18 protein-coding genes are annotated in these 16,395 nt (G+C 65.2%); all 18 read right to left on the bottom strand.

Features of this window, described 5'->3' with window-relative positions; all coding sequences use genetic code 11:
- Window positions 1–35 precede the first annotated feature (35 nt).
- On the bottom strand, window positions 36–1,328 hold the full coding sequence (locus DV532_RS11545; RefSeq protein WP_056801192.1) for an NAD(P)/FAD-dependent oxidoreductase: 1,293 nt from the start codon (window positions 1,326–1,328) through the stop codon (window positions 36–38).
- The gene (locus tag DV532_RS11540) at window positions 1,321–1,998 is read right to left on the bottom strand and encodes a S8 family serine peptidase (protein ID WP_056801190.1); all 678 of its coding nucleotides are present in this window, start codon (window positions 1,996–1,998) and stop codon (window positions 1,321–1,323) included. The genes DV532_RS11545 and DV532_RS11540 overlap by 8 nt, the downstream gene beginning before the upstream one ends.
- Window positions 1,988–3,721 carry an ABC transporter ATP-binding protein gene (locus DV532_RS11535; protein WP_056801187.1) on the bottom strand — a complete coding sequence of 578 codons (1,734 nt, stop codon included), beginning with the start codon at window positions 3,719–3,721 and terminating at the stop codon, window positions 1,988–1,990. Before DV532_RS11535 ends, DV532_RS11540 begins: the two co-directional genes overlap by 11 nt.
- A 1-nt stretch (window position 3,722) precedes the next feature.
- On the bottom strand, window positions 3,723–5,633 hold the full coding sequence (locus DV532_RS11530) for a sigma-54-dependent Fis family transcriptional regulator (RefSeq protein ID WP_056801185.1): 1,911 nt from the start codon (window positions 5,631–5,633) through the stop codon (window positions 3,723–3,725).
- Between the two features lie 258 nt (window positions 5,634–5,891).
- Window positions 5,892–6,740, bottom strand: a complete 849-nt coding sequence (locus DV532_RS11520) for a CsgG/HfaB family protein (protein ID WP_056801183.1) — start codon at window positions 6,738–6,740, stop codon at window positions 5,892–5,894.
- A 34-nt stretch (window positions 6,741–6,774) separates the two neighbouring features.
- Window positions 6,775–7,188: a curli assembly protein CsgF gene (locus tag DV532_RS11515; RefSeq protein WP_056801181.1), complete on the bottom strand. Its 414-nt coding sequence runs from the start codon at window positions 7,186–7,188 to the stop codon at window positions 6,775–6,777.
- Window positions 7,185–7,586 carry a curli production assembly/transport protein CsgE gene (csgE, locus tag DV532_RS11510; protein ID WP_056801179.1) on the bottom strand — a complete coding sequence of 134 codons (402 nt, stop codon included), beginning with the start codon at window positions 7,584–7,586 and terminating at the stop codon, window positions 7,185–7,187. Before csgE ends, DV532_RS11515 begins: the two co-directional genes overlap by 4 nt.
- The gene (locus DV532_RS11505; protein ID WP_056801177.1) at window positions 7,583–8,110 is read right to left on the bottom strand and encodes a type II secretion system protein; all 528 of its coding nucleotides are present in this window, start codon (window positions 8,108–8,110) and stop codon (window positions 7,583–7,585) included. The genes csgE and DV532_RS11505 overlap by 4 nt, the downstream gene beginning before the upstream one ends.
- Window positions 8,085–8,459 carry a type II secretion system protein gene (locus DV532_RS11500; RefSeq protein ID WP_056801175.1) on the bottom strand — a complete coding sequence of 125 codons (375 nt, stop codon included), beginning with the start codon at window positions 8,457–8,459 and terminating at the stop codon, window positions 8,085–8,087. The genes DV532_RS11505 and DV532_RS11500 overlap by 26 nt, the downstream gene beginning before the upstream one ends.
- A 5-nt stretch (window positions 8,460–8,464) precedes the next feature.
- A complete protein-coding gene (locus tag DV532_RS11495; protein ID WP_056801173.1) occupies window positions 8,465–8,944 on the bottom strand; it encodes a type II secretion system protein in 480 nt (159 codons plus the stop codon).
- A complete protein-coding gene (locus tag DV532_RS11490) occupies window positions 8,941–10,806 on the bottom strand; it encodes a secretin N-terminal domain-containing protein (protein ID WP_056801171.1) in 1,866 nt (621 codons plus the stop codon). The genes DV532_RS11495 and DV532_RS11490 overlap by 4 nt, the downstream gene beginning before the upstream one ends.
- Complete coding sequence (locus DV532_RS11485) at window positions 10,803–11,312, bottom strand: hypothetical protein (RefSeq protein WP_056801169.1); 510 nt, start codon at window positions 11,310–11,312, stop codon at window positions 10,803–10,805. Before DV532_RS11485 ends, DV532_RS11490 begins: the two co-directional genes overlap by 4 nt.
- Window positions 11,312–11,875 (bottom strand): GspMb/PilO family protein, encoded by a 564-nt coding sequence (locus DV532_RS11480; protein ID WP_056801167.1) that lies wholly within the window; start codon window positions 11,873–11,875, stop codon window positions 11,312–11,314. Before DV532_RS11480 ends, DV532_RS11485 begins: the two co-directional genes overlap by 1 nt.
- On the bottom strand, window positions 11,862–12,404 hold the full coding sequence (locus tag DV532_RS11475; protein WP_056801165.1) for a hypothetical protein: 543 nt from the start codon (window positions 12,402–12,404) through the stop codon (window positions 11,862–11,864). Before DV532_RS11475 ends, DV532_RS11480 begins: the two co-directional genes overlap by 14 nt.
- 1 nt (window position 12,405) lies before the next feature.
- Complete coding sequence (locus DV532_RS11470) at window positions 12,406–13,227, bottom strand: hypothetical protein (RefSeq protein WP_372339987.1); 822 nt, start codon at window positions 13,225–13,227, stop codon at window positions 12,406–12,408.
- The gene (locus DV532_RS11465) at window positions 13,181–14,899 is read right to left on the bottom strand and encodes a GspE/PulE family protein (RefSeq protein ID WP_056801161.1); all 1,719 of its coding nucleotides are present in this window, start codon (window positions 14,897–14,899) and stop codon (window positions 13,181–13,183) included. Before DV532_RS11465 ends, DV532_RS11470 begins: the two co-directional genes overlap by 47 nt.
- Window positions 14,900–14,959: 60 nt before the next feature.
- Entirely contained in the window at window positions 14,960–15,493 is a 534-nt protein-coding gene (locus tag DV532_RS11460) for a response regulator (protein WP_056801159.1), read from the bottom strand.
- Window positions 15,494–15,741: 248 nt separating this feature from the next.
- Window positions 15,742–16,383 carry a SurA N-terminal domain-containing protein gene (locus tag DV532_RS11455; RefSeq protein ID WP_056801157.1) on the bottom strand — a complete coding sequence of 214 codons (642 nt, stop codon included), beginning with the start codon at window positions 16,381–16,383 and terminating at the stop codon, window positions 15,742–15,744.
- Window positions 16,384–16,395 lie beyond the last annotated feature (12 nt).

The raw sequence follows: 16,395 nt of genomic DNA, 5'->3' as shown, positions 1-16,395 counted from the left end.
GGAAACACTGGGGCTGCGTTGCAGCCCCAGCAGTCTCAGCTATAACCCTGCTCTGCCAGCCACCGCCGCACCCTCATCTGTTGCACCATCGGCCAACCGCTCATGACTGCCTCAAGTGGCCGGCCCGCTTGCAACGCCCGCACCACAGGCGCCACCTCCATGCCTTGCAAATGCCACACGCCCAACGGCTGGTCCGCGGTCACCGCCACCTCGGCCTCGTCCACCCATCCCTCGCGCAGCACCGGTCGACGCTCAACCTTGACCGACTGCCAGTCAGCCGCCACATGCAACGCGTGCCCATCCGGCCAGCCCTGGCGCCGATCCCAGAACGGCTGCCCCGCCCGGCTCTGCTCCTGCCCGTAGAAATCCCGACCAATCCGGGCAAAGCGCAAAAACAGCTGCTCGACCCGCTGTTGGTGAAACTGCCGCGCCAAGGCTGCCCGCTCAGGCCTGCGCAGCAATGTGTTGATGACCACTGGCGCCTGCAACGCCGACGATAACGACTGAAAAATCCCATTGCCGGACAACGGGTCAACCGCCATTGCGGCATCGCCCACCCGTATCCAGTCCGGCCCCACGCACTCACCGGCCAAAATGGCGGTACTGCTGCGCGCATGCACCGGTGCCGGTGCCAATGCCTGGGCATCGAACAGCTCGGCCACCAGCGCGCTGCGGGCACGCCGCGCCGCGCAGTATTCTGCCAAACCGGCCTTGCCCGGCAGCCCGGCAGCGTCCAGGGTAACTTGCCAATAGCAGCGGCCATCTTCCAGCCGCGCCATCCACGCCCAGCCATCCTCCAGGCTCTGCACCGCCGACGCTGGCGCCGCTGGGCTACCCTGCCAGACATTGAGCAGGCTGACCGTCTCCGGCCCACGCAGGCGGTCTGTGGCCAATGGGGCCTGACGACCTCGGGCTTCGACCAGGAAACCGGCCAGCAGTACCTGCCCATCGTCCAGCCGAATACGATGACCGCCCTCGTGCGCGACCTCGCGCACCCGCCCCTCGACCACACTCACACCCGCACGCTGAAGGTCGTCGCGCAGGGCCCGGTCAAACCGTTGCCGGTCGAGCAGAAACTCCTGGTTCATTTGCAGGTGCTGGCCGTTCCAGTGCACCTGCCGGGCGGCAGGCATGGCCGCTTGGCTCAACGCGCCACCCAGGCCTGCATGGCGCAAGCCTTCCAGCACCCGTTGCGACACCCCTTCGACCGCCGCAAAACGGCGCCACTCGGACACCACCGTGACCGGGTAACCCAGGCGCCGCAAGCCAATGGCCGTGGCCGCACCCGCAGGGCCTGCGCCCAGTACCACAATGCGCGGTTCAAGCATGCCGGGCACCTCGTCGCTCGGGGCCGGTGAAGGTCGCGTGGCGGCGTAACCAGTCGTGCACCTGCTGGTGGTTTAGCCCTGGCTCTTCGCGCAGTAACGCAGCAATCCTGCCGCACAAGGCTGCGCAGCCCAAGCTTGCGCCAGCACGGTTATTTGCCCCCACATGACCACCGAAGTCCGCTTGGCGAGTGCCAAGCCACGACCACTGGCCCGGCGCGCAACGGGCATCGCCGGTGACCCGGATTACCCCGGGGTAGCTGGCTGGGTACACGGGCCCGCCCTGCGCCGGGCTGGATGCACACAACAGCACACCCGCAGCCTGCGCTTCGGCGCAGGCCTGATGCAGCACCGGCCGGTCCTGCTGCAGGCCAAGGCTGAGGTTGACCAGGGTAGCGCCCGCCTCTACCAACCACAGCAGCGCGGCGGCCACCTGCAAGGCGCTGGTGCTGGCCTGGGCAGTGAATACCTGGGCCACCAGCACCGGCATAGGCCCAGCCTCACGCTGCAAGGCGGCCAGTACCGCGCTACCGTGGCCAAGCTGGTCGGGCAGCATTTCACCTTCGCGCAGCTGGCCGTCTTCCAACCAGAAGCGTCGCGCGCCTCGTACGCTGCTGCCCTGCTCCGGCGAGCAGCCACTGTCGATGATGCCCACGCACACGTCAGTCCCCATGCTTGGTCACCTCCTGGGCCAGCACCTGCAGCTGGCCATCGTGCAGTTGCAGGTGCAGGTCAGCATCGGCCAGGGTCGAAGCACGGTGGCTGATCAGGATGCGCGTGCGGCCGGCGAACAACTGGTCGATGGCCGCGATCACTTCGCGCTCGGTGGCTTCGTCCACCGCCGAGGTGGCCTCGTCCAGCACCAGGATCGCCGGGGCCTGCAACACCGCGCGGGCGATAGCGATGCGCTGCTTCTGCCCGCCGGACAACTGCTGGCCACGCTCGCCCAACAGGCCGTCCAGGCCCAGCGGCAGGCTGTCGACCAGGCTGTCCAACCGTGCCAGGCGTACCACCTGTTCCAGCTGCGCGCGGCTGGCCTCGGGCACGCCATAGGCAAGGTTCTGCGCCAGGGTGCCCCGGAACAGCACGATGTCCTGGCTGACCACGGCAATACGCCGGCGCAGCGCGGCCAGGTCCAGCTCGCGCAAGTCGGTGCCGTCCAGCAGGATGCGCCCGGCGTCCGGGTCGTAGAAGCGCTGCAAAAGGTCGATCAGGGTCGACTTGCCCACGCCCGAAGCACCGCTGATGGCCACTTTCAGACCACCAGGCACACACACTTGCACGTTGTTCAGCACCGCGCCCTGGCGCCCCTCATGGGCAAAGCTCAGCGCCTCGAGGCGCAATTCGCCAGGGCCATCAGGCATCGGTTGGGGATTGGCTGCCGGGCGCACGGCCACGGCTTCCTGCTTGAGTTCCATCACCCGCCCCAGGCTCACCGCCATGCGCTGCACTGCCACGTACAGGCCAAGCAGGCTCTGCACCGGCCCTACCGCCATGCCCATGTAGGTGGAAAAGGCAATCAGCGCGCCCAACTGCCAGGTGCCCTGGATCACCCACCAGCCGCCGACCAGGAACGCGCAGGCGCGGCACCAAGAAGTCAGCGTGCCCGGGATAGCCTGGGTAAAGAATTCGGTCACCTGCACCTTCAACAGTTGGCGCATGTAGCCTTGGCCAAGCTGGTCCAGCCGCCCTGCTTCGCGGTTCTGCTGGCCGGCGGCCTGAATGAACTTCATTGCCGGCAAGGTCTCGACCAGGAACGACGACACATCCGCCGAACGCTCGCGCAAGTTGCGCACTTCGCGCTCGACCTTACGCCGCATCCAGCGCAGCCACAGCACTTCGATCGGCACCAGCAGCGCCAGCAATAGCGAAAGTTGCCACGACAACATCAGCATCAACGCCACCGCGCCCACCAGGCCGATTACCGCCGACACTGCCGAGAACAGCGAGTCCACGGCAAAACGTTGAATCTCCGCCACATCGCCATCCAGCCGCGAAAGAATGTCGCCGATGCGTCGCCGCCCATAAAAAGTCGGCGACAACTGCTGCAGGTGGCGGTAAAGGTCATCACGCAGGGCAAACAGAATGCGCCCCGACAAGCGCGTATGCAGGTAGCGATTGACCCCGGCCAGCACAGTGCCGAGCAAGCCCGCCCCGATCATGATCGCCGCCATGTGCCAGAGGGTCTGGTAATCCTTGGCCAGCAGCCCCTCGTCGATCAGCGTTTTGACCAGCCAGGGTTGCGCCAGGGCCAGCAACGAGGCACCCAGCGACAAGCCCAGCAACAGGCCGATGGCGCGCCGGTGCGGGCGCACGAAACCATACAGCCAGGCCAACGCCTGGCGCATCAGTGCAGGGTCGCTGGAGTCCACCAGCCGGGCGAACAGGCCGCCCACGTCAGCTGCGCAACTGTTTGAGTTTGCGGTACAGCGTCGCCCGGCTGATGCCCAGTGCTTCGGCGGCAGCGGAAACGTTGCCCTGGTGGCGCGCGAGGGCGCCGCGGATCTGTTCCAGTTCGTTGTCCTTGAGGCTTCCAGAGGGCGCCGTGCTGTAGGCCAGCTCGTCCAGCAGGCAGTCGGTGAGGTGGTCAAGGGTCAGCACCTGCTCGCCGTCCTCGCGCATCGCCAGCGCCGTGCGCACGACCATTTCCAGCTGGCGGATGTTGCCCGGCCAGTCGAAGCCTTCGAGCAGCGCACTAAGCGCAGGGTCGAGGGTTACCCCACGGGCTACGGACTTATCTAGCAGGCCCTGGATGATCGCGCCCAGGTCATCGCGCTCGCGCAATGCCGGCAAGCGCAGCGACACGCCGTTGACCCGGTAGTACAGGTCTTCGCGGAAGTGTTGTTCTTGTACCAAGCGCTTGAGGTCACGGTGAGTGGCGCAAATCAGTGCCACGTCGATATCCTGCTCGTCGCCCGCCCCTAGCGGCGCCACGCGGCGCTCCTGCAATACCCGCAGCAGGCGCGCCTGCAAAGCCAACGGCATGTCGCCGATTTCGTCGAGGAACAGCGTGCCGCCGTGGGCCTGCATCAGCCGGCCGACCATGCCGCCCCGACGCGAGCCGGTGAAGGCCCCCTCGCGGTAGCCGAACAGTTCGGACTCGATCAGCCCTTCGGGGATAGCCGCGCAGTTGACCGCCACGAACGGTTTGTCGGCGCGCGGGCTGGCTTGGTGTAGAGCTCGGGCGACGACCTCCTTACCGGTACCCGTCTCGCCCAGCAGCAGCACCGGCAGGCCATTGCCCAGCCCTTGACGGGCCATGCGCAGGTTGCGCGCCAGGCGTGGGTCGCCACCGGCCAAGGCCTCTAGTGCAGGCGACTGTTTGCTCAGCGCCGGCTTGCTCGGCGGCGTACTGCCGTTGACCCGGCCATGGCGTGGCAACTGCAAGGCACGGAAGTAAAACTCGCCCTTGGCGGTTTGCACACTGCTCACTCCGCCCTGCCACAAGCGCGCGATGAAGGCCGGCGAACGTTCGCCGAGCAGGTCGGTGCTACGCCTGCCAATCAATTCACTGCGCGGCACCTGCAGCAATTGGCAGGCGCTGTCGTTGGCGGCCAGTACTTCACCGTCCAGGCTAAGTGCCAGCAGGCCATGCCAGGCGCTGTTGAGGTATTGCGGGCGGCTGTGGAAGGCCAGCACCAACTGCTCTGGGTGGCACAAGCCGAACAGCCGGCTTTCGATGTTGCCGGCGGCCAGCATCAGCGTCGACAGGCTGTCCTGCGGTTGTGCCATCACCCCTTCGCGGGTGATGTCGAGCACACCGATCACTTCCCCGCGCGGGTCGCGCAGGGGGACCGAGGTGCAGGAGAACGGGCTGAGGCGGTCGAGGTAATGTTCGCCGCAGTTGATCAGCGTCGGGCGGCCTTCGACCACGGCGGTGCCGATGGCATTGGTGCCACGCAGCGACTCGCTCCAGCAGCTGCCCGGGTGCAGGTCGCGCAGGCCCTCGCGGCTAAGCACGTGGGTCTGGCCTTCGATGGCCAGCACGTTGGCCTGGGCATCGCCGAGGATGACGATACCGGCCTTGCCCTGGCGCGCGACCAGGTAGTCCAGCTCTGGGGTGACGGCGTCGACCAGCAGCCGGTTGCGCTCCAGCAGCAGGCGCAGGTCGTGGCCCTGTTCCAGGCCCAGGCCGACCTGCTCGCCCTGCAGGCAATCCAGGCCATGGCCCAGGCTGCGGCGCCACGAGGCGTCGATCTCGTCGCGCAGCATGCCCAGCGGCAGCTCGCCTTCGCTGGCCAGCTTCAGGCGGGCCTGGCGGGAGTCATGCAGCGGGTCGTGGGCGTTTGTTATTAGTTGTCGCGCCATTTTCTACTCCGGCTGTGCCCTGCAAGGTGGCGGGGTACGGGCTTGGGAATTTTCCGCAGTGTGCGGGAGAAAAGGCTGGGCGTCATCTGGTTGATGGATTGCGTGGTGGCTGGGGTGCATGGCTTGGGTTTTCAGCGTGCGTTGCCTGCACTGGCGCCTTCGCGGGTAAACCCGCTCCTACAAGGGATCGCGCCAAGCCTGAGACCAGCGCGGTTGTTGTAGGAGCGGGTTTACCCGCGAAGAGGCCCTCAAAACCAATCACGGCTGCTGATTCTGGCTCAGGTACTTGTCCACCGTCGCCTGCCCCGCCCCGGCTTCCCCAGCCACCTGCCACAACCGCCGTTCAATCCCTTGCGCCAGCAAGTGCCCCACCGCCGATTCGATCGCCGACAGCACACACAACTGCGCCGGCTCGTTGGTGGTGTACCCCACCTCAGCTTCCAGCAACTTCTTGAACTCGATGAACTTGAACACCCCGGCACTGCGCCCGACCGAGTAGATGGTCTTGCTGGTCATCACGTTGGCCAGCACCTGCCCGGTGCGTACGTCCACGGCCCGCAGGTTCACCGTTACCTGGTCGACCCGGTACTCACGAGAGATGTCTATCCCCAGGTAGCGGGCGCCCTCGCCGCCGCTGCGCACGTTGGTGTCGTAGGCGATGATGCCGCCCTCCAGCATCAGGTTGGCAGCCTGCAGCGGCGGCAGTTCGCCCATGATGTTTTCCGCCACGTCTGGCTTTTTCTGCGAAGCACGGATGATCTTGCGCTCGGTCAGCAGGTTCTGCAGGCCTTCACGCTCCAGCACCACGAACCAGCCGCTGGCGTTCAGGGCGTCCATCAGCATGCTCGCCGCGCCCTGGGTGACGCTGGTGGAGAACGAACTGGCGGGGGTAGGCTTGTACTGCCCGGTCTGGTCGCGGAAGCCGTACACCACCGCCATCAACCGGCCTTTGGGTCGTGGCATGTTGATCAAATCGTAGTAGGTTGAGGCGCGAGGGGTCAGGGTCGGGGTTTCCGAGTCCTGTTCGGCCGACATGGGTTCGCGCAGGCTGCAACCTTGCAAGCCCAGGGCGGTGAGGATCAGCAGCGTGCTCAGCAGACGTTTCATGGTGTTCTCTCCCCAACATAAAAGCCCTTCCCTCTCAGGGGTTCAGGCCGCTGACCTCAATGATCGAAGTTTCTCCTGTGACGCGATCGGTGACCTTGATGCTCAAGGCCCCGGAATCGTCGATGACGTCGATGAGAAACGCATCGGTCGCCATGCTGCCGGTGGTGCCGTTACTGATGTTGTCCAGCAACTGCGACAACATCCGCGACTCCAATTGGTTACTGAAACGCTCCAGAGCCGTGGTGCCGGTAAAGGCCGAGGCACGGTCCTTAAGGTCAGGGTCGTCGTAGTCGTTCTGCGCCTGGGCGTTGTTCAGCAGCCAGGTACCGTTCAATGGGTTGCCGCCAAACGCCGGGTTGACTGGGGTGTACACCAGCTCGGTGGCCTGGGCAGCACATGCGCTGACCAACAGGCAGGCAGCAATGCAACGGGGTATGCGGTGCTTCATAGCTCGTCCCTCTCCAGATCGGTGGTGTCCTGCAGCAAGCGTTGCAGCTTGCGTTGAATGATTTGCTGCTTGACCAGGTCGGCAGCTGCAACGGCCTCGTCTTTGAGCTCGGTGGTGTTCGGTGGCAGGAAGCGGCGGTACATCACCTCACGCTCGAACTCCACGGTGACCAGGCTGCCCCAGCGGGCATCCGGGCGTTCGCGCACCACCAGGTTGAAATCCAGCCGGCTGGTGGCACGCAGGCGGTCGGCGAAGTAGTAGTAAAAGTCGTGGCCGATGTGCGAGATGGTGTTGTCGACGATGAAGCCCTGCATCTCGTCCTCGTCACCGGCCTTGACCGAAGTGGCCAGGGCCGCTAGCAACAGCAGGCTCAGGTACAGCGCAGCCAAGCGGTTCATGGCGTATCTCCTGGGCCGGCATGGGTTTGCACGCCGCTGGCGTTCTCGGTAAAGGCCTGCTCGGCGACGAATTGCCAGTCGCTGTAGTGCTCCAGCCCTTCGAAACCGCTCCATTCGGTGCTGAAGCCACTGCGTTTGAAGGGGGTATCTGCCGAGCGGCTGTGCACACCGGTAATGCGGCCGTCGATCGAGCGCAGCAGGCCCCACTCGTCACTGTTGGTGACCGGGTCGGGGTACAGCCGACGAATGTGCCGCTTGGCCTGCGGAAAGCGGTTGTCCTGCAGCAGGTCGGCCAGGTCCTGGGGGTACTGGGCCAGCCCCGGCGAGGCGCGGTAGTAGCTGCGCAGGGCCTGGGCATATTGGCTGCCTACCCACAGCAGCTGGCGTTCGCGGTCACGCTGGGCGGCACTGGCCCAAATCGTGCCGGTGGCGGCCAGGGCCACGCTGCTGACTGCAATCAGCAGCAGCACGCCCAGGTAGGTGAAGCCGCCATTGGCCTTACCATTCAGCGAAGAGGCTGCCATCACGCGCCCTCCCTGTGGCACCGCTTTTGATATCAGCCACGCCGCCGGCCACGCCCTCAGGCGGTGGCACCAGTTGCCAGGCGTCGCTGCGCTCGGTGATCGGGTCGATCGGGGTGTTGCGCAGGTAACGCAGTTCGACCAGTTGCTCCAGTGAGTCGGGGTAGTGCCCGGTGTCGCCATAAAAGTGGTCCAGCGACTCGCGCAGCACCGCCAGGCTCTGACGCAGGGTGGCCTCACGGGAGCTTTCCAGGCTGTTGAAGTAGCGCGGCATGGCGATGGTCATCAGCGTGGCAATGATCGCCATCACCACCAACAGTTCGATCAGGGTGAAGCCTTGGCTGCGTTTCATGGCTGTCACCATTGCCCATATGGGATGTTGTTGAGGCCTTTGCCGCGGGCCTTGGAATACACATCGAACACGTCTTCGCCTTCACGTGGGGTCTCGGGGCTGCTGTCGTAAGCGCGAAGGCCCCAGGCACCTTGGTCTTCGTCCTTGGCCGCCACCAGCGGGTCGTGCGGGATACGCCGCAGGAAATAGAACTTGGCGCCCTTGGCACTGCGCACATCGCGCACGCCGTCAACCAGCACCTGCAGGTTCGGCGGGTAGCCGCTGGCATCCAGGCGCTTCTCGATGTAGCCGGCATCGAACGCGCGCTTGTAGGCGTCGATGGCATCGCGAATTTGGTACAGCGCCTCGCGCAGCTGCTGCTCCTTGGCGCGGCGCACCACGGTTTCGGTCAGCGGCGCGGCCATGCTGGCAAGCAACCCGAGCAGTGCCAGGGTCAGCACCACTTCGATCAGGCTGAAGCCGTGCATGCGCCGTTGCCGTTTCATGGTCGTGGGCTCCCTTTGGCCGGTGCGCTGGCCATCTGGCTGTCCACCACCGGTGCACCGCCAGCTGGCGCATCGCCGGGCACATCGACCGGTGGCAGCGGCGCCATTTGGCGCACCTGCATGGCCGACTCGGTACCGGTGGCGAATTCCATGTCAGACGGGCTTTGGTACGGCAGGTTGCGCACGATGCGTGGGGTAATCGCCAGCACCAGCTCCGACTTGCTCATGTCATCCTTGTTGCTGCCAAACAAGCGGCCCAGGCCGGGGATGTCGCCAAGGCCGGGGATCTTGTTGCCACTGGCGTTGTGGTCGTTACGCACCAGGCCGGCCAGCACCTGGGTTTCGCCATCGTGCAGGCGCAGGCTGGTTTGGGCGTTGCGGGTGTCAACCTGCACCGGGATAGTGCCCTGGCGGGTGGCTTCCAGCGGGGTGGCGTTGCTCACCTCCAGGGCAATCTTGATCGCCACTTCGTTGTTCAGGTGCACGGTGGGCTGCACTTCAAGCTTCAAACCGACATCCAGGTAAGTGACGCTTTCGGTGATCACCGGGCCCTGGGTGGACGGCACCGAGGTGGCGCTGATGATTGGCACCCGCTGGCCGATGTGGATGCGTGCCTGTTCGCGGTTGCTGACGCGGATCACCGGGCTGGCCAGGGTGTTGATGTCCTTGTCCTGGGCGTTGATCTTGGCCTGCGGCGCCGGCGAGATGCTGATGCGGCTGGAGTCGATGCCGCGCAGTTGGTCAAGCACGCTCACTGGCTTGCCGTCGGAGGTCAGCACGCCGAAGGTGTTGGGCCATTGCAGGCCGAGGTCGAGGATGCGCGAGGTGGCCACCTCCATCACCTCCACTTCCAGCACCACCTCGGGGTTGGACTGGTCCTGCGACTGCAGCAGCTTCTCGGCCATGCGCACGGCATCGGGGGTGTCGCGCATGGTCAGGGTGTTGAGGCGTTCGTCGACAAACACGTCACGGGTTTTGAGCATGGTCTTGACCATGTTCAACGCGGTGTTGGCGTCGATGCTGGTGAGGTAGAAGGTGCGCATGACCAGTTCCTGGTAGTCCTTGGTCTTTTGCGGCGAGTCGGGGTACAGCATCAACGTGTTGTCGTTGACGATCTTCTGACGCAGCTGGTTTTGCTCCAGCAGCAGCGCCACGGCGTCTTCGATGCGCACATCACGCACGAAGATGGTGGCCTTCATGTCCGGGCGCAGGTCCTTGTCGAAGATGAAGTTGATGCCGGCGACCTGGGACAGCACCTCGAAGATGGTCTTCAGGTTGGCATCGCGGAATTCCAGGGTCACCGGCCGCTCAAGCTTGCTGCGCAGCTGGGGGAACGGCTGCGCAGTGCGCGCCTGCACGTTCTCGATGTCGCTGCGCAGGGCTGCGCCCTTTTGGTTTTGCGGGTCCAGGCGCAGCACTTCACGCATGTAGCGTTCGGCGCCAAACAGGTCGCCTTGGCGCAGCGCCGCCTGGCCCAGGGCCACGCGCTCATCAAGGGTGCGGATCAGCTCCAGCTGACGGGTGCCCTCCTGGGCGCGGCGGTTGTTCGGCTCGATGATTAGCACCCGACCATAGCCCATACGGGCGCCGGTGAAGTCATGGCGGATGCGGTCGGCGTCGGCCTGGGCCAGCAGGGCTTCGACTGCGGCCTGGCGGCCATGGGCCAGGGCGATGTTCAGCTCGGTGTCGCGAGGGTCATCGCGCAGCGCCTCCTCCAGGCGCGCGATGCCGGCCTCGTACTGGCCCTCCTTCATCAACTGCTCGCTGTCCTCGCGGACCGCGCTGGAGCCGCAGCCGGCGATGGCCACGCACAGCGCCAAAAGCAAGAACGGAGCAGGCTTGCACAGCTTTGACGACTTCATGGTGCGCTCCCCACAGACAAGGTCTGCGACTGGTGCAAAGGCAGGTAAACCAGGCTCAGCTCACTGGCCGATACCCGGTCGAGGCGGTAGGTGTCATCGATCACGTCGCCCTGGCGCACGACGTAGAGTTTTTCGCCGCTCTGCAAGAAGATCTGCAGGTCGTCGCGTTCGCCCATGCGGCCGATGAACTGAAATGGCAAGGCCGGCGCGGTTGGGGCGGCGGCCACCACCGGGGCGGCGACCACGGGTTGTTCGGTGACGGTGGCCAGGGCTTTGGGTTTGGTCCATTGCTGGGTGGGGAACAGATCTCTGGAGGCCTGTTCCACCCCTGTCGCCGGCAAGCCGGTTACTACGGGGGGCGTAACGCTCTCGCTCGTTGTAGGCGCGGGTTTACCCGCGAAGGGGGCAACACCGTCTTCCTGGCCAAACCAATGGCCCGGTGCCCAAGCCAACACCGCGCTGACGCCGAGGAAGCCAACCCAGATGACGGCACGTTGTGTGTTCATCACGACCTCGACAGGTAAAGGGTCATGCGCAGGCGGGCGTTCAGCTCGCTGTCGCCGATGCGTTTGCGTTGCAGCTCCAGGTCTTCCAGTACCAAGGTCGGCAGCTGTTTGAGCAGGCCTTTGAGGAAGCCGCGAATCTGCGGGTAGCTACCGCGCACCGGCAGCACGATCTGATAACGCGCCAGCTGGGTCTTGGGGTCGATGCCCAAGGCGTACTCGCCGCGCGCCAGGCTGATGTGCTCGGCGCCGGCCAGGTGGTACAGGCGTTCGATCAGTTCGCTGGCCTGGGGCTGCCCCGGCAGTTGCTGGCGCAGGCTATCGAGGGCCTGCTGCTCGGGTTTGATGGCAATCTTCAGCTCCCCGCGCTTGACCCGCCCAACCTGCACGCTGGCATCCGCTTCGGTGGCGCGCAGCTCGCGGACGTTCTGCCACTGCGGCAGCACTGCGGCGCATGCCACCGCGATGGCTAACACGCCGGCGGCGGCGGCGGCCAGGCCAACCGGGCCGATGCGGCGCAGACGCTCCTGCAGGATCAGGCTGTTTAGCGAGTCAGGGGCGCGCATGGCCTGTCTCCCAGGTAGCAGTGAGGGTGAAGCGCACCGGGTGCTCCGGTTGCGCGGCCAGCACTTCGTGGTTGAGCAGCGACACATCGCTGAGTTCTTCACTGGCTTCGAGGCGCTTGTGGTACTGCAGCATGGCTTCCAGGTTGCGTGCTTCGGCGCTGATGCGTACCTGCCCCTTGCGTGCATCCGGGGTCAGGCCAAGCAGCGCGACATCGTCCTGCGGCATGGCTTCGAGCATGCTGAACAGTTGCTGCCAAGGCCGTTGCAGTTGCTGCGAGACACTTTTCATCTGTGCCAGGCGCTCGGCCTGCTCGCGGCTGGCGGCGTTGCTCAGCGGGGCGGCGGAGGCCGGGCGGCGCCCCAGTTGCAACTCCAAGCGGTGCACACTGGCTTCCAGGTCGACCTGCTCGGCCTGCAATGTATGTTGCAGCAGCACCAGGCAGGCAATCACAGCAGCAAAAAGCACGAGCAACGACCAGGCCAGGGGGCCGTTGCGCCGGGGCTGGAATTCCAGGTCGAGGCGGCGCATGTCAGGCCACCGCCCGCCACATGGCGCACAGGGGGTCGGCTTCGCTGGCCGGCGGGCACAGCTGCACCGCCGCCAGTTGCGGCACATCACCGCGGCCCGGGGCATGCAGGTAAACCCGTGGCAGGTGCTCGCCGTACAGCTCGCAGGTGCGCTCGATCAACGCTTGCAGGGCCTGGTCGCTGTCGGCGCAGCCTTGCGCCAGCACCTGCTGCCAGGCACCACCGGCAGCCAACAGCAGCACACTGCGGCGTGGCTCGGCCAGCACGAACAGGAAGTCACCCTGCTCCAGCTGTGCCGAGCAGCGGTTGTAGGCGGCCATCAGGTACGGTTGCACCGAGCGCAGGCTCAGGCGGCTTTCCCGGCCCAGTGCCTGCAGCCGTTGCAACAGCGCTTCGGGCAGCGCCGTGGCGATGCGCGGGGCACCGGCCGGCTCCGGCGACAGCACAATGCGCCAGTCGTCCAGCGGCTGCCCGTAGAGGTTTTCAAAGCAGGCCCGGGCGTAGGCGTCCAGCTCGCGCGGGTGGCCGATGGCATCACTCCAGGGCACCAGGCAGAAGCGGCTGTAGCGCGCCGACAACAGCACCCGCAACTGGGCACCACGCACGGCGTGCTCCGCCAGCAGCGTGGCCAGTGCGTCGACAGCAGCTTCCCAGGCCGGTTGGGCGGCATCGCTGGTAAATTCGCGGCTGCCCAGCCATTGATGTTGGTTGTTGTGCCAGCAACCCAGGCCGACACCCTCGGCGCCTAGAACGGCGCTGTATCTATAAGAGCCACGATTAGATGAATGTGACACGGTTGATCTCCTCAAGGGTGGTGCGGCCATCGCGGACCAGGTCCAGGGCCGAGGCCCGCAGCAGGCGCAAGCCGCGCTGGCAGGCAGTTGTCTTGATCTGCGACAGGGGGCGGCGCTCGACAATCATCTGCCGCAGGTCGTCGTCCAGGTGCAGCAGCTCGGCGATGGCGCTGCGGCCGCGGTAGCCACTGCCGCGGCACTGGCCGCAACCCTGGGCACGGACGAACTTCCAGCCCGCCACACCCGCACGGGTCAGGCCCGAGACCGACAGCGTGTCGTCATCGACTTCGCATGGGCTGGCGCAATGCGGGCAGGCCAGGCGGATCAGTCGTTGCGCCAGCACCGCGTTCAGTGCAGAAACGAAGCTGTAGGGGTCGACCTGCATCTGGCTGAAGCGACCGATCACATCGAACACGTTGTTGGCGTGAATGGTGGTGAACACCAGGTGGCCGGTGAGCGCCGATTGCACGGCGATTTGCGCAGTGTCCGGGTCGCGAATTTCGCCAACCAGGATTTTGTCCGGGTCGTGGCGCAGGATCGACCGCAGGCCGCGGGCAAAGGTCAGGCCTTTCTTTTCGTTGACCGGAATCTGCAGCACGCCGGGCAGCTGGTACTCGACCGGGTCCTCGATGGTGATGATCTTGTCCACGCCGTGGTTGATCTCGCTGATCATGGCGTACAGGGTGGTGGTCTTGCCGCTGCCGGTGGGGCCGGTGACCAGGATCATGCCGTAGGGTTCGGCAGCCAGCCGGCGCAGGGCGCGCAGGGTTTCGTCGGCAAAGCCCAGGGCTTGCAACTGCACACCGCTGACGCGGTCGGACAAGTCCTGCTTGTCGAGCACCCGCAGCACGGCGTCTTCGCCGAAGATGCTGGGCATGATCGAGACCCGGAAGTCGATTTGCCGATCACCCACGGCAACTTTGAAACGGCCATCCTGGGGTACACGTTTTTCGCCGATGTCCAACTCGGCCATGACCTTGATACGCGAGATCACCTGGTCGGCGAAGGCGCTGCCGCTGGCCTTGCCGGCACCATTGAGCACGCCGTCGATGCGGTATTTGATGGTCAGGCCCTGGCCGGTCATGCCCAAGTGGATGTCGCTGGCGTGCAGCTTGAGGGCATCGTACAGGGTGGAGTTGACCAGCTTGACCACCCGGCTCTGGTCCTCGCTGATGCTGGCCAGCGACAACCGTTGCAGCGGGTCGCTTTCGCTGCTGGCCTCGGCATCGTGGTCGAGGGCGTCGACGGCGTGGAAGCTTTCTTCGTGGCGGGCCAAAAAGGTCGCCAGTTCAGCGGCATGCGCCAGGTACAGCGGCGCGCCTTGCAGCACATCGTCGATCCAGGCCAGGCGGGCATGGTCGAAGGGGTCGGCGAACACGCCCAGCAATTGGCCGCCCTGCTCGATCAGCACGAATTCGCGCTTCAGGCACATGGCCAGGCTGACTTTGTCGAAGCGCGGTGTGCTGGCCAGCAGGGTGTGGCTGTCCAGCACCGGGTAATGCAGGGTCAGGCCCAGGCGGCGGGTAAAGGTGTCGGGAGTGTCGCAGGCCAGGCGTTCCAGGCAGTTGAGCAGGCGTTCGTCACTGGCTTGCAGGCGGGCCTGGGCCAGCAGGTCGCGGGGGTAGGCTGAATATTCAGTTACCGGTGCCGGCCTCTTCGCGGGTAAACCCGCGCCTACAGGTGCATCGAATGCTTCTGGCATGGCCTGCGACTCCGCTCAGGGGCGCGTCGCAGACTGGCTCGGCCAGGGGTGCGGGCGCCGCTATTCCCCTGTGAGCAGTTGATCGTCGTCGGGCCCTGGCGGCTTGGCGCCATTACGGCGGCGGTCAGCCAACACCCAGCTTCCATCGTACAACTGCAGGGGGAACATTTCGTTCCTGTTCTGGCGTCGTTCGACGAACCCTTCAGCCGGGTTGTCCGTGGCCCTGCGCCGGCGCTCGATGCCCATCAGGTCGAAGACCGCACGTGCCAGTTCCGCCAAGGGGAACGGCTTGAACAGGACATGACTCACACCGAGTTCGGCGGCCCGCTCACGCACCTCGACGGTGGGGTGGGCGGTAATCAGCACGAAATGGCACTGCCTGTTCTTGCGTACAGCCTCCAGAACCTGAAAACCCTCCATATCGGGCAAGCGGTAATCCAGCACAACTACTTGCGGTGCCAGGCTTGCAGCCTGCTCAATACCACTGGCACCGTCGTGGGCAACATGAACTTCCAGGCCTTGCGCCTGCAGGTAAGCTTGCAGGTTTTGCGCAAGAGTCTGTTCGTCATCGACTACCAATACTCTGTTCACCAAGGTCGACTCCCAAAAACTGCCCGGTTACCCGGTCTGCGAAGTGCGCCCTTGTACAAGCTTGAGCAGGCTTCGTGCCAGGCGTGAATAGTCATGCTGCACCACTGTAAGACATTGATTCATAAGGGGTGGCTGTGTGTGCCCAGTTTACGGTGAGCACGCACACCCAGCCGCTGCCCCACATCCGGGGAAACTGATGGCACTTTGCCAAGGCGTTATTCCCCAGCATTGGGGAACCGCCATCAGGGGCCCTAGTCGGCGATTTCCACTGTAGCCGATTCGCGCAAACGTTGGCGCACGGACTGGCGCGCCTGCCCCTGTAACTGCGCAATGAGCCTGGCCCTGGCCAGGACCAGACCCTGTTGGGGTATGACCGAAGGATTATCACTATGGTTCTGCGCTCCTTGCAGTGATTCACGGTTGGCCTGGTAAAAGGCCTGCACTTGCGCCTGGCTGGGCGGGTCAACTGCGCTCAGTTCAGCATACACCTGCTGGGCGGCCATCTCATGCCGGGTGTAGTCGGCGTACTGTGCCCGATCGAAACCCGCCTCTGCCAGCCGCCGCTCGAAAATTGCCGGGCTGCCGAATGCGGCCTCCACGTCGCCCACATGGGCCGACACCTGTTCATCGCTGATGGCGATGCCCCGGCGCTGGGCTTCCTGCCACAACAGCTCCTTGTCGATCAGCTCGTCCAGCGCCTGGTCGCGCAGGCGCTTGTACAGGGCTGGGTTGCGGATGCTGGTCACTGCGCGGCCCTGGGCCTGCAGGTATTCGCTGAAATAGCGCTCCAGGCGCATCAGGTCAATTTCCACGCCATTGACCCGCGCCGCTGGCAAATCGGCCCAGCTCGCTGGGGCTAGCGCCAGCAACAGGCACAGCAACACAATTCGCATGGCAACCTCTAC

The sequence above is a fragment of the Pseudomonas sp. Leaf58 genome, assembly GCF_003627215.1.
Classification (GTDB): domain Bacteria; phylum Pseudomonadota; class Gammaproteobacteria; order Pseudomonadales; family Pseudomonadaceae; genus Aquipseudomonas.
This window is presented reverse-complemented; position numbering and strand designations above follow the sequence as displayed.

What these genes read in the sequence shown, in the direction of transcription:
- DV532_RS11515 (WP_056801181.1), bottom strand. Translation starts at nt 7,188, where the DNA reads ATGAAGCACCGCATACCCCGTTGCATTGCTGCCTGCCTGTTGGTCAGC.
- DV532_RS11540 (WP_056801190.1), bottom strand. Translation starts at nt 1,998, where the DNA reads ATGGGGACTGACGTGTGCGTGGGCATCATCGACAGTGGCTGCTCGCCG.
- DV532_RS11495 (WP_056801173.1), bottom strand. Translation starts at nt 8,944, where the DNA reads ATGAAACGGCAACGGCGCATGCACGGCTTCAGCCTGATCGAAGTGGTG.
- DV532_RS11485 (WP_056801169.1), bottom strand. Translation starts at nt 11,312, where the DNA reads ATGAACACACAACGTGCCGTCATCTGGGTTGGCTTCCTCGGCGTCAGC.
- DV532_RS11455 (WP_056801157.1), bottom strand. Translation starts at nt 16,383, where the DNA reads ATGCGAATTGTGTTGCTGTGCCTGTTGCTGGCGCTAGCCCCAGCGAGC.
- DV532_RS11480 (WP_056801167.1), bottom strand. Translation starts at nt 11,875, where the DNA reads ATGCGCGCCCCTGACTCGCTAAACAGCCTGATCCTGCAGGAGCGTCTG.
- DV532_RS11545 (WP_056801192.1), bottom strand. Translation starts at nt 1,328, where the DNA reads ATGCTTGAACCGCGCATTGTGGTACTGGGCGCAGGCCCTGCGGGTGCG.
- DV532_RS11465 (WP_056801161.1), bottom strand. Translation starts at nt 14,899, where the DNA reads ATGCCAGAAGCATTCGATGCACCTGTAGGCGCGGGTTTACCCGCGAAG.
- DV532_RS11505 (WP_056801177.1), bottom strand. Translation starts at nt 8,110, where the DNA reads ATGGCAGCCTCTTCGCTGAATGGTAAGGCCAATGGCGGCTTCACCTAC.
- DV532_RS11520 (WP_056801183.1), bottom strand. Translation starts at nt 6,740, where the DNA reads ATGAAACGTCTGCTGAGCACGCTGCTGATCCTCACCGCCCTGGGCTTG.
- DV532_RS11470 (WP_372339987.1), bottom strand. Translation starts at nt 13,227, where the DNA reads ATGGCCGCACCACCCTTGAGGAGATCAACCGTGTCACATTCATCTAAT.
- csgE (WP_056801179.1), bottom strand. Translation starts at nt 7,586, where the DNA reads ATGAACCGCTTGGCTGCGCTGTACCTGAGCCTGCTGTTGCTAGCGGCC.
- DV532_RS11490 (WP_056801171.1), bottom strand. Translation starts at nt 10,806, where the DNA reads ATGAAGTCGTCAAAGCTGTGCAAGCCTGCTCCGTTCTTGCTTTTGGCG.
- DV532_RS11500 (WP_056801175.1), bottom strand. Translation starts at nt 8,459, where the DNA reads ATGAAACGCAGCCAAGGCTTCACCCTGATCGAACTGTTGGTGGTGATG.
- DV532_RS11530 (WP_056801185.1), bottom strand. Translation starts at nt 5,633, where the DNA reads ATGGCGCGACAACTAATAACAAACGCCCACGACCCGCTGCATGACTCC.
- DV532_RS11475 (WP_056801165.1), bottom strand. Translation starts at nt 12,404, where the DNA reads ATGCGCCGCCTCGACCTGGAATTCCAGCCCCGGCGCAACGGCCCCCTG.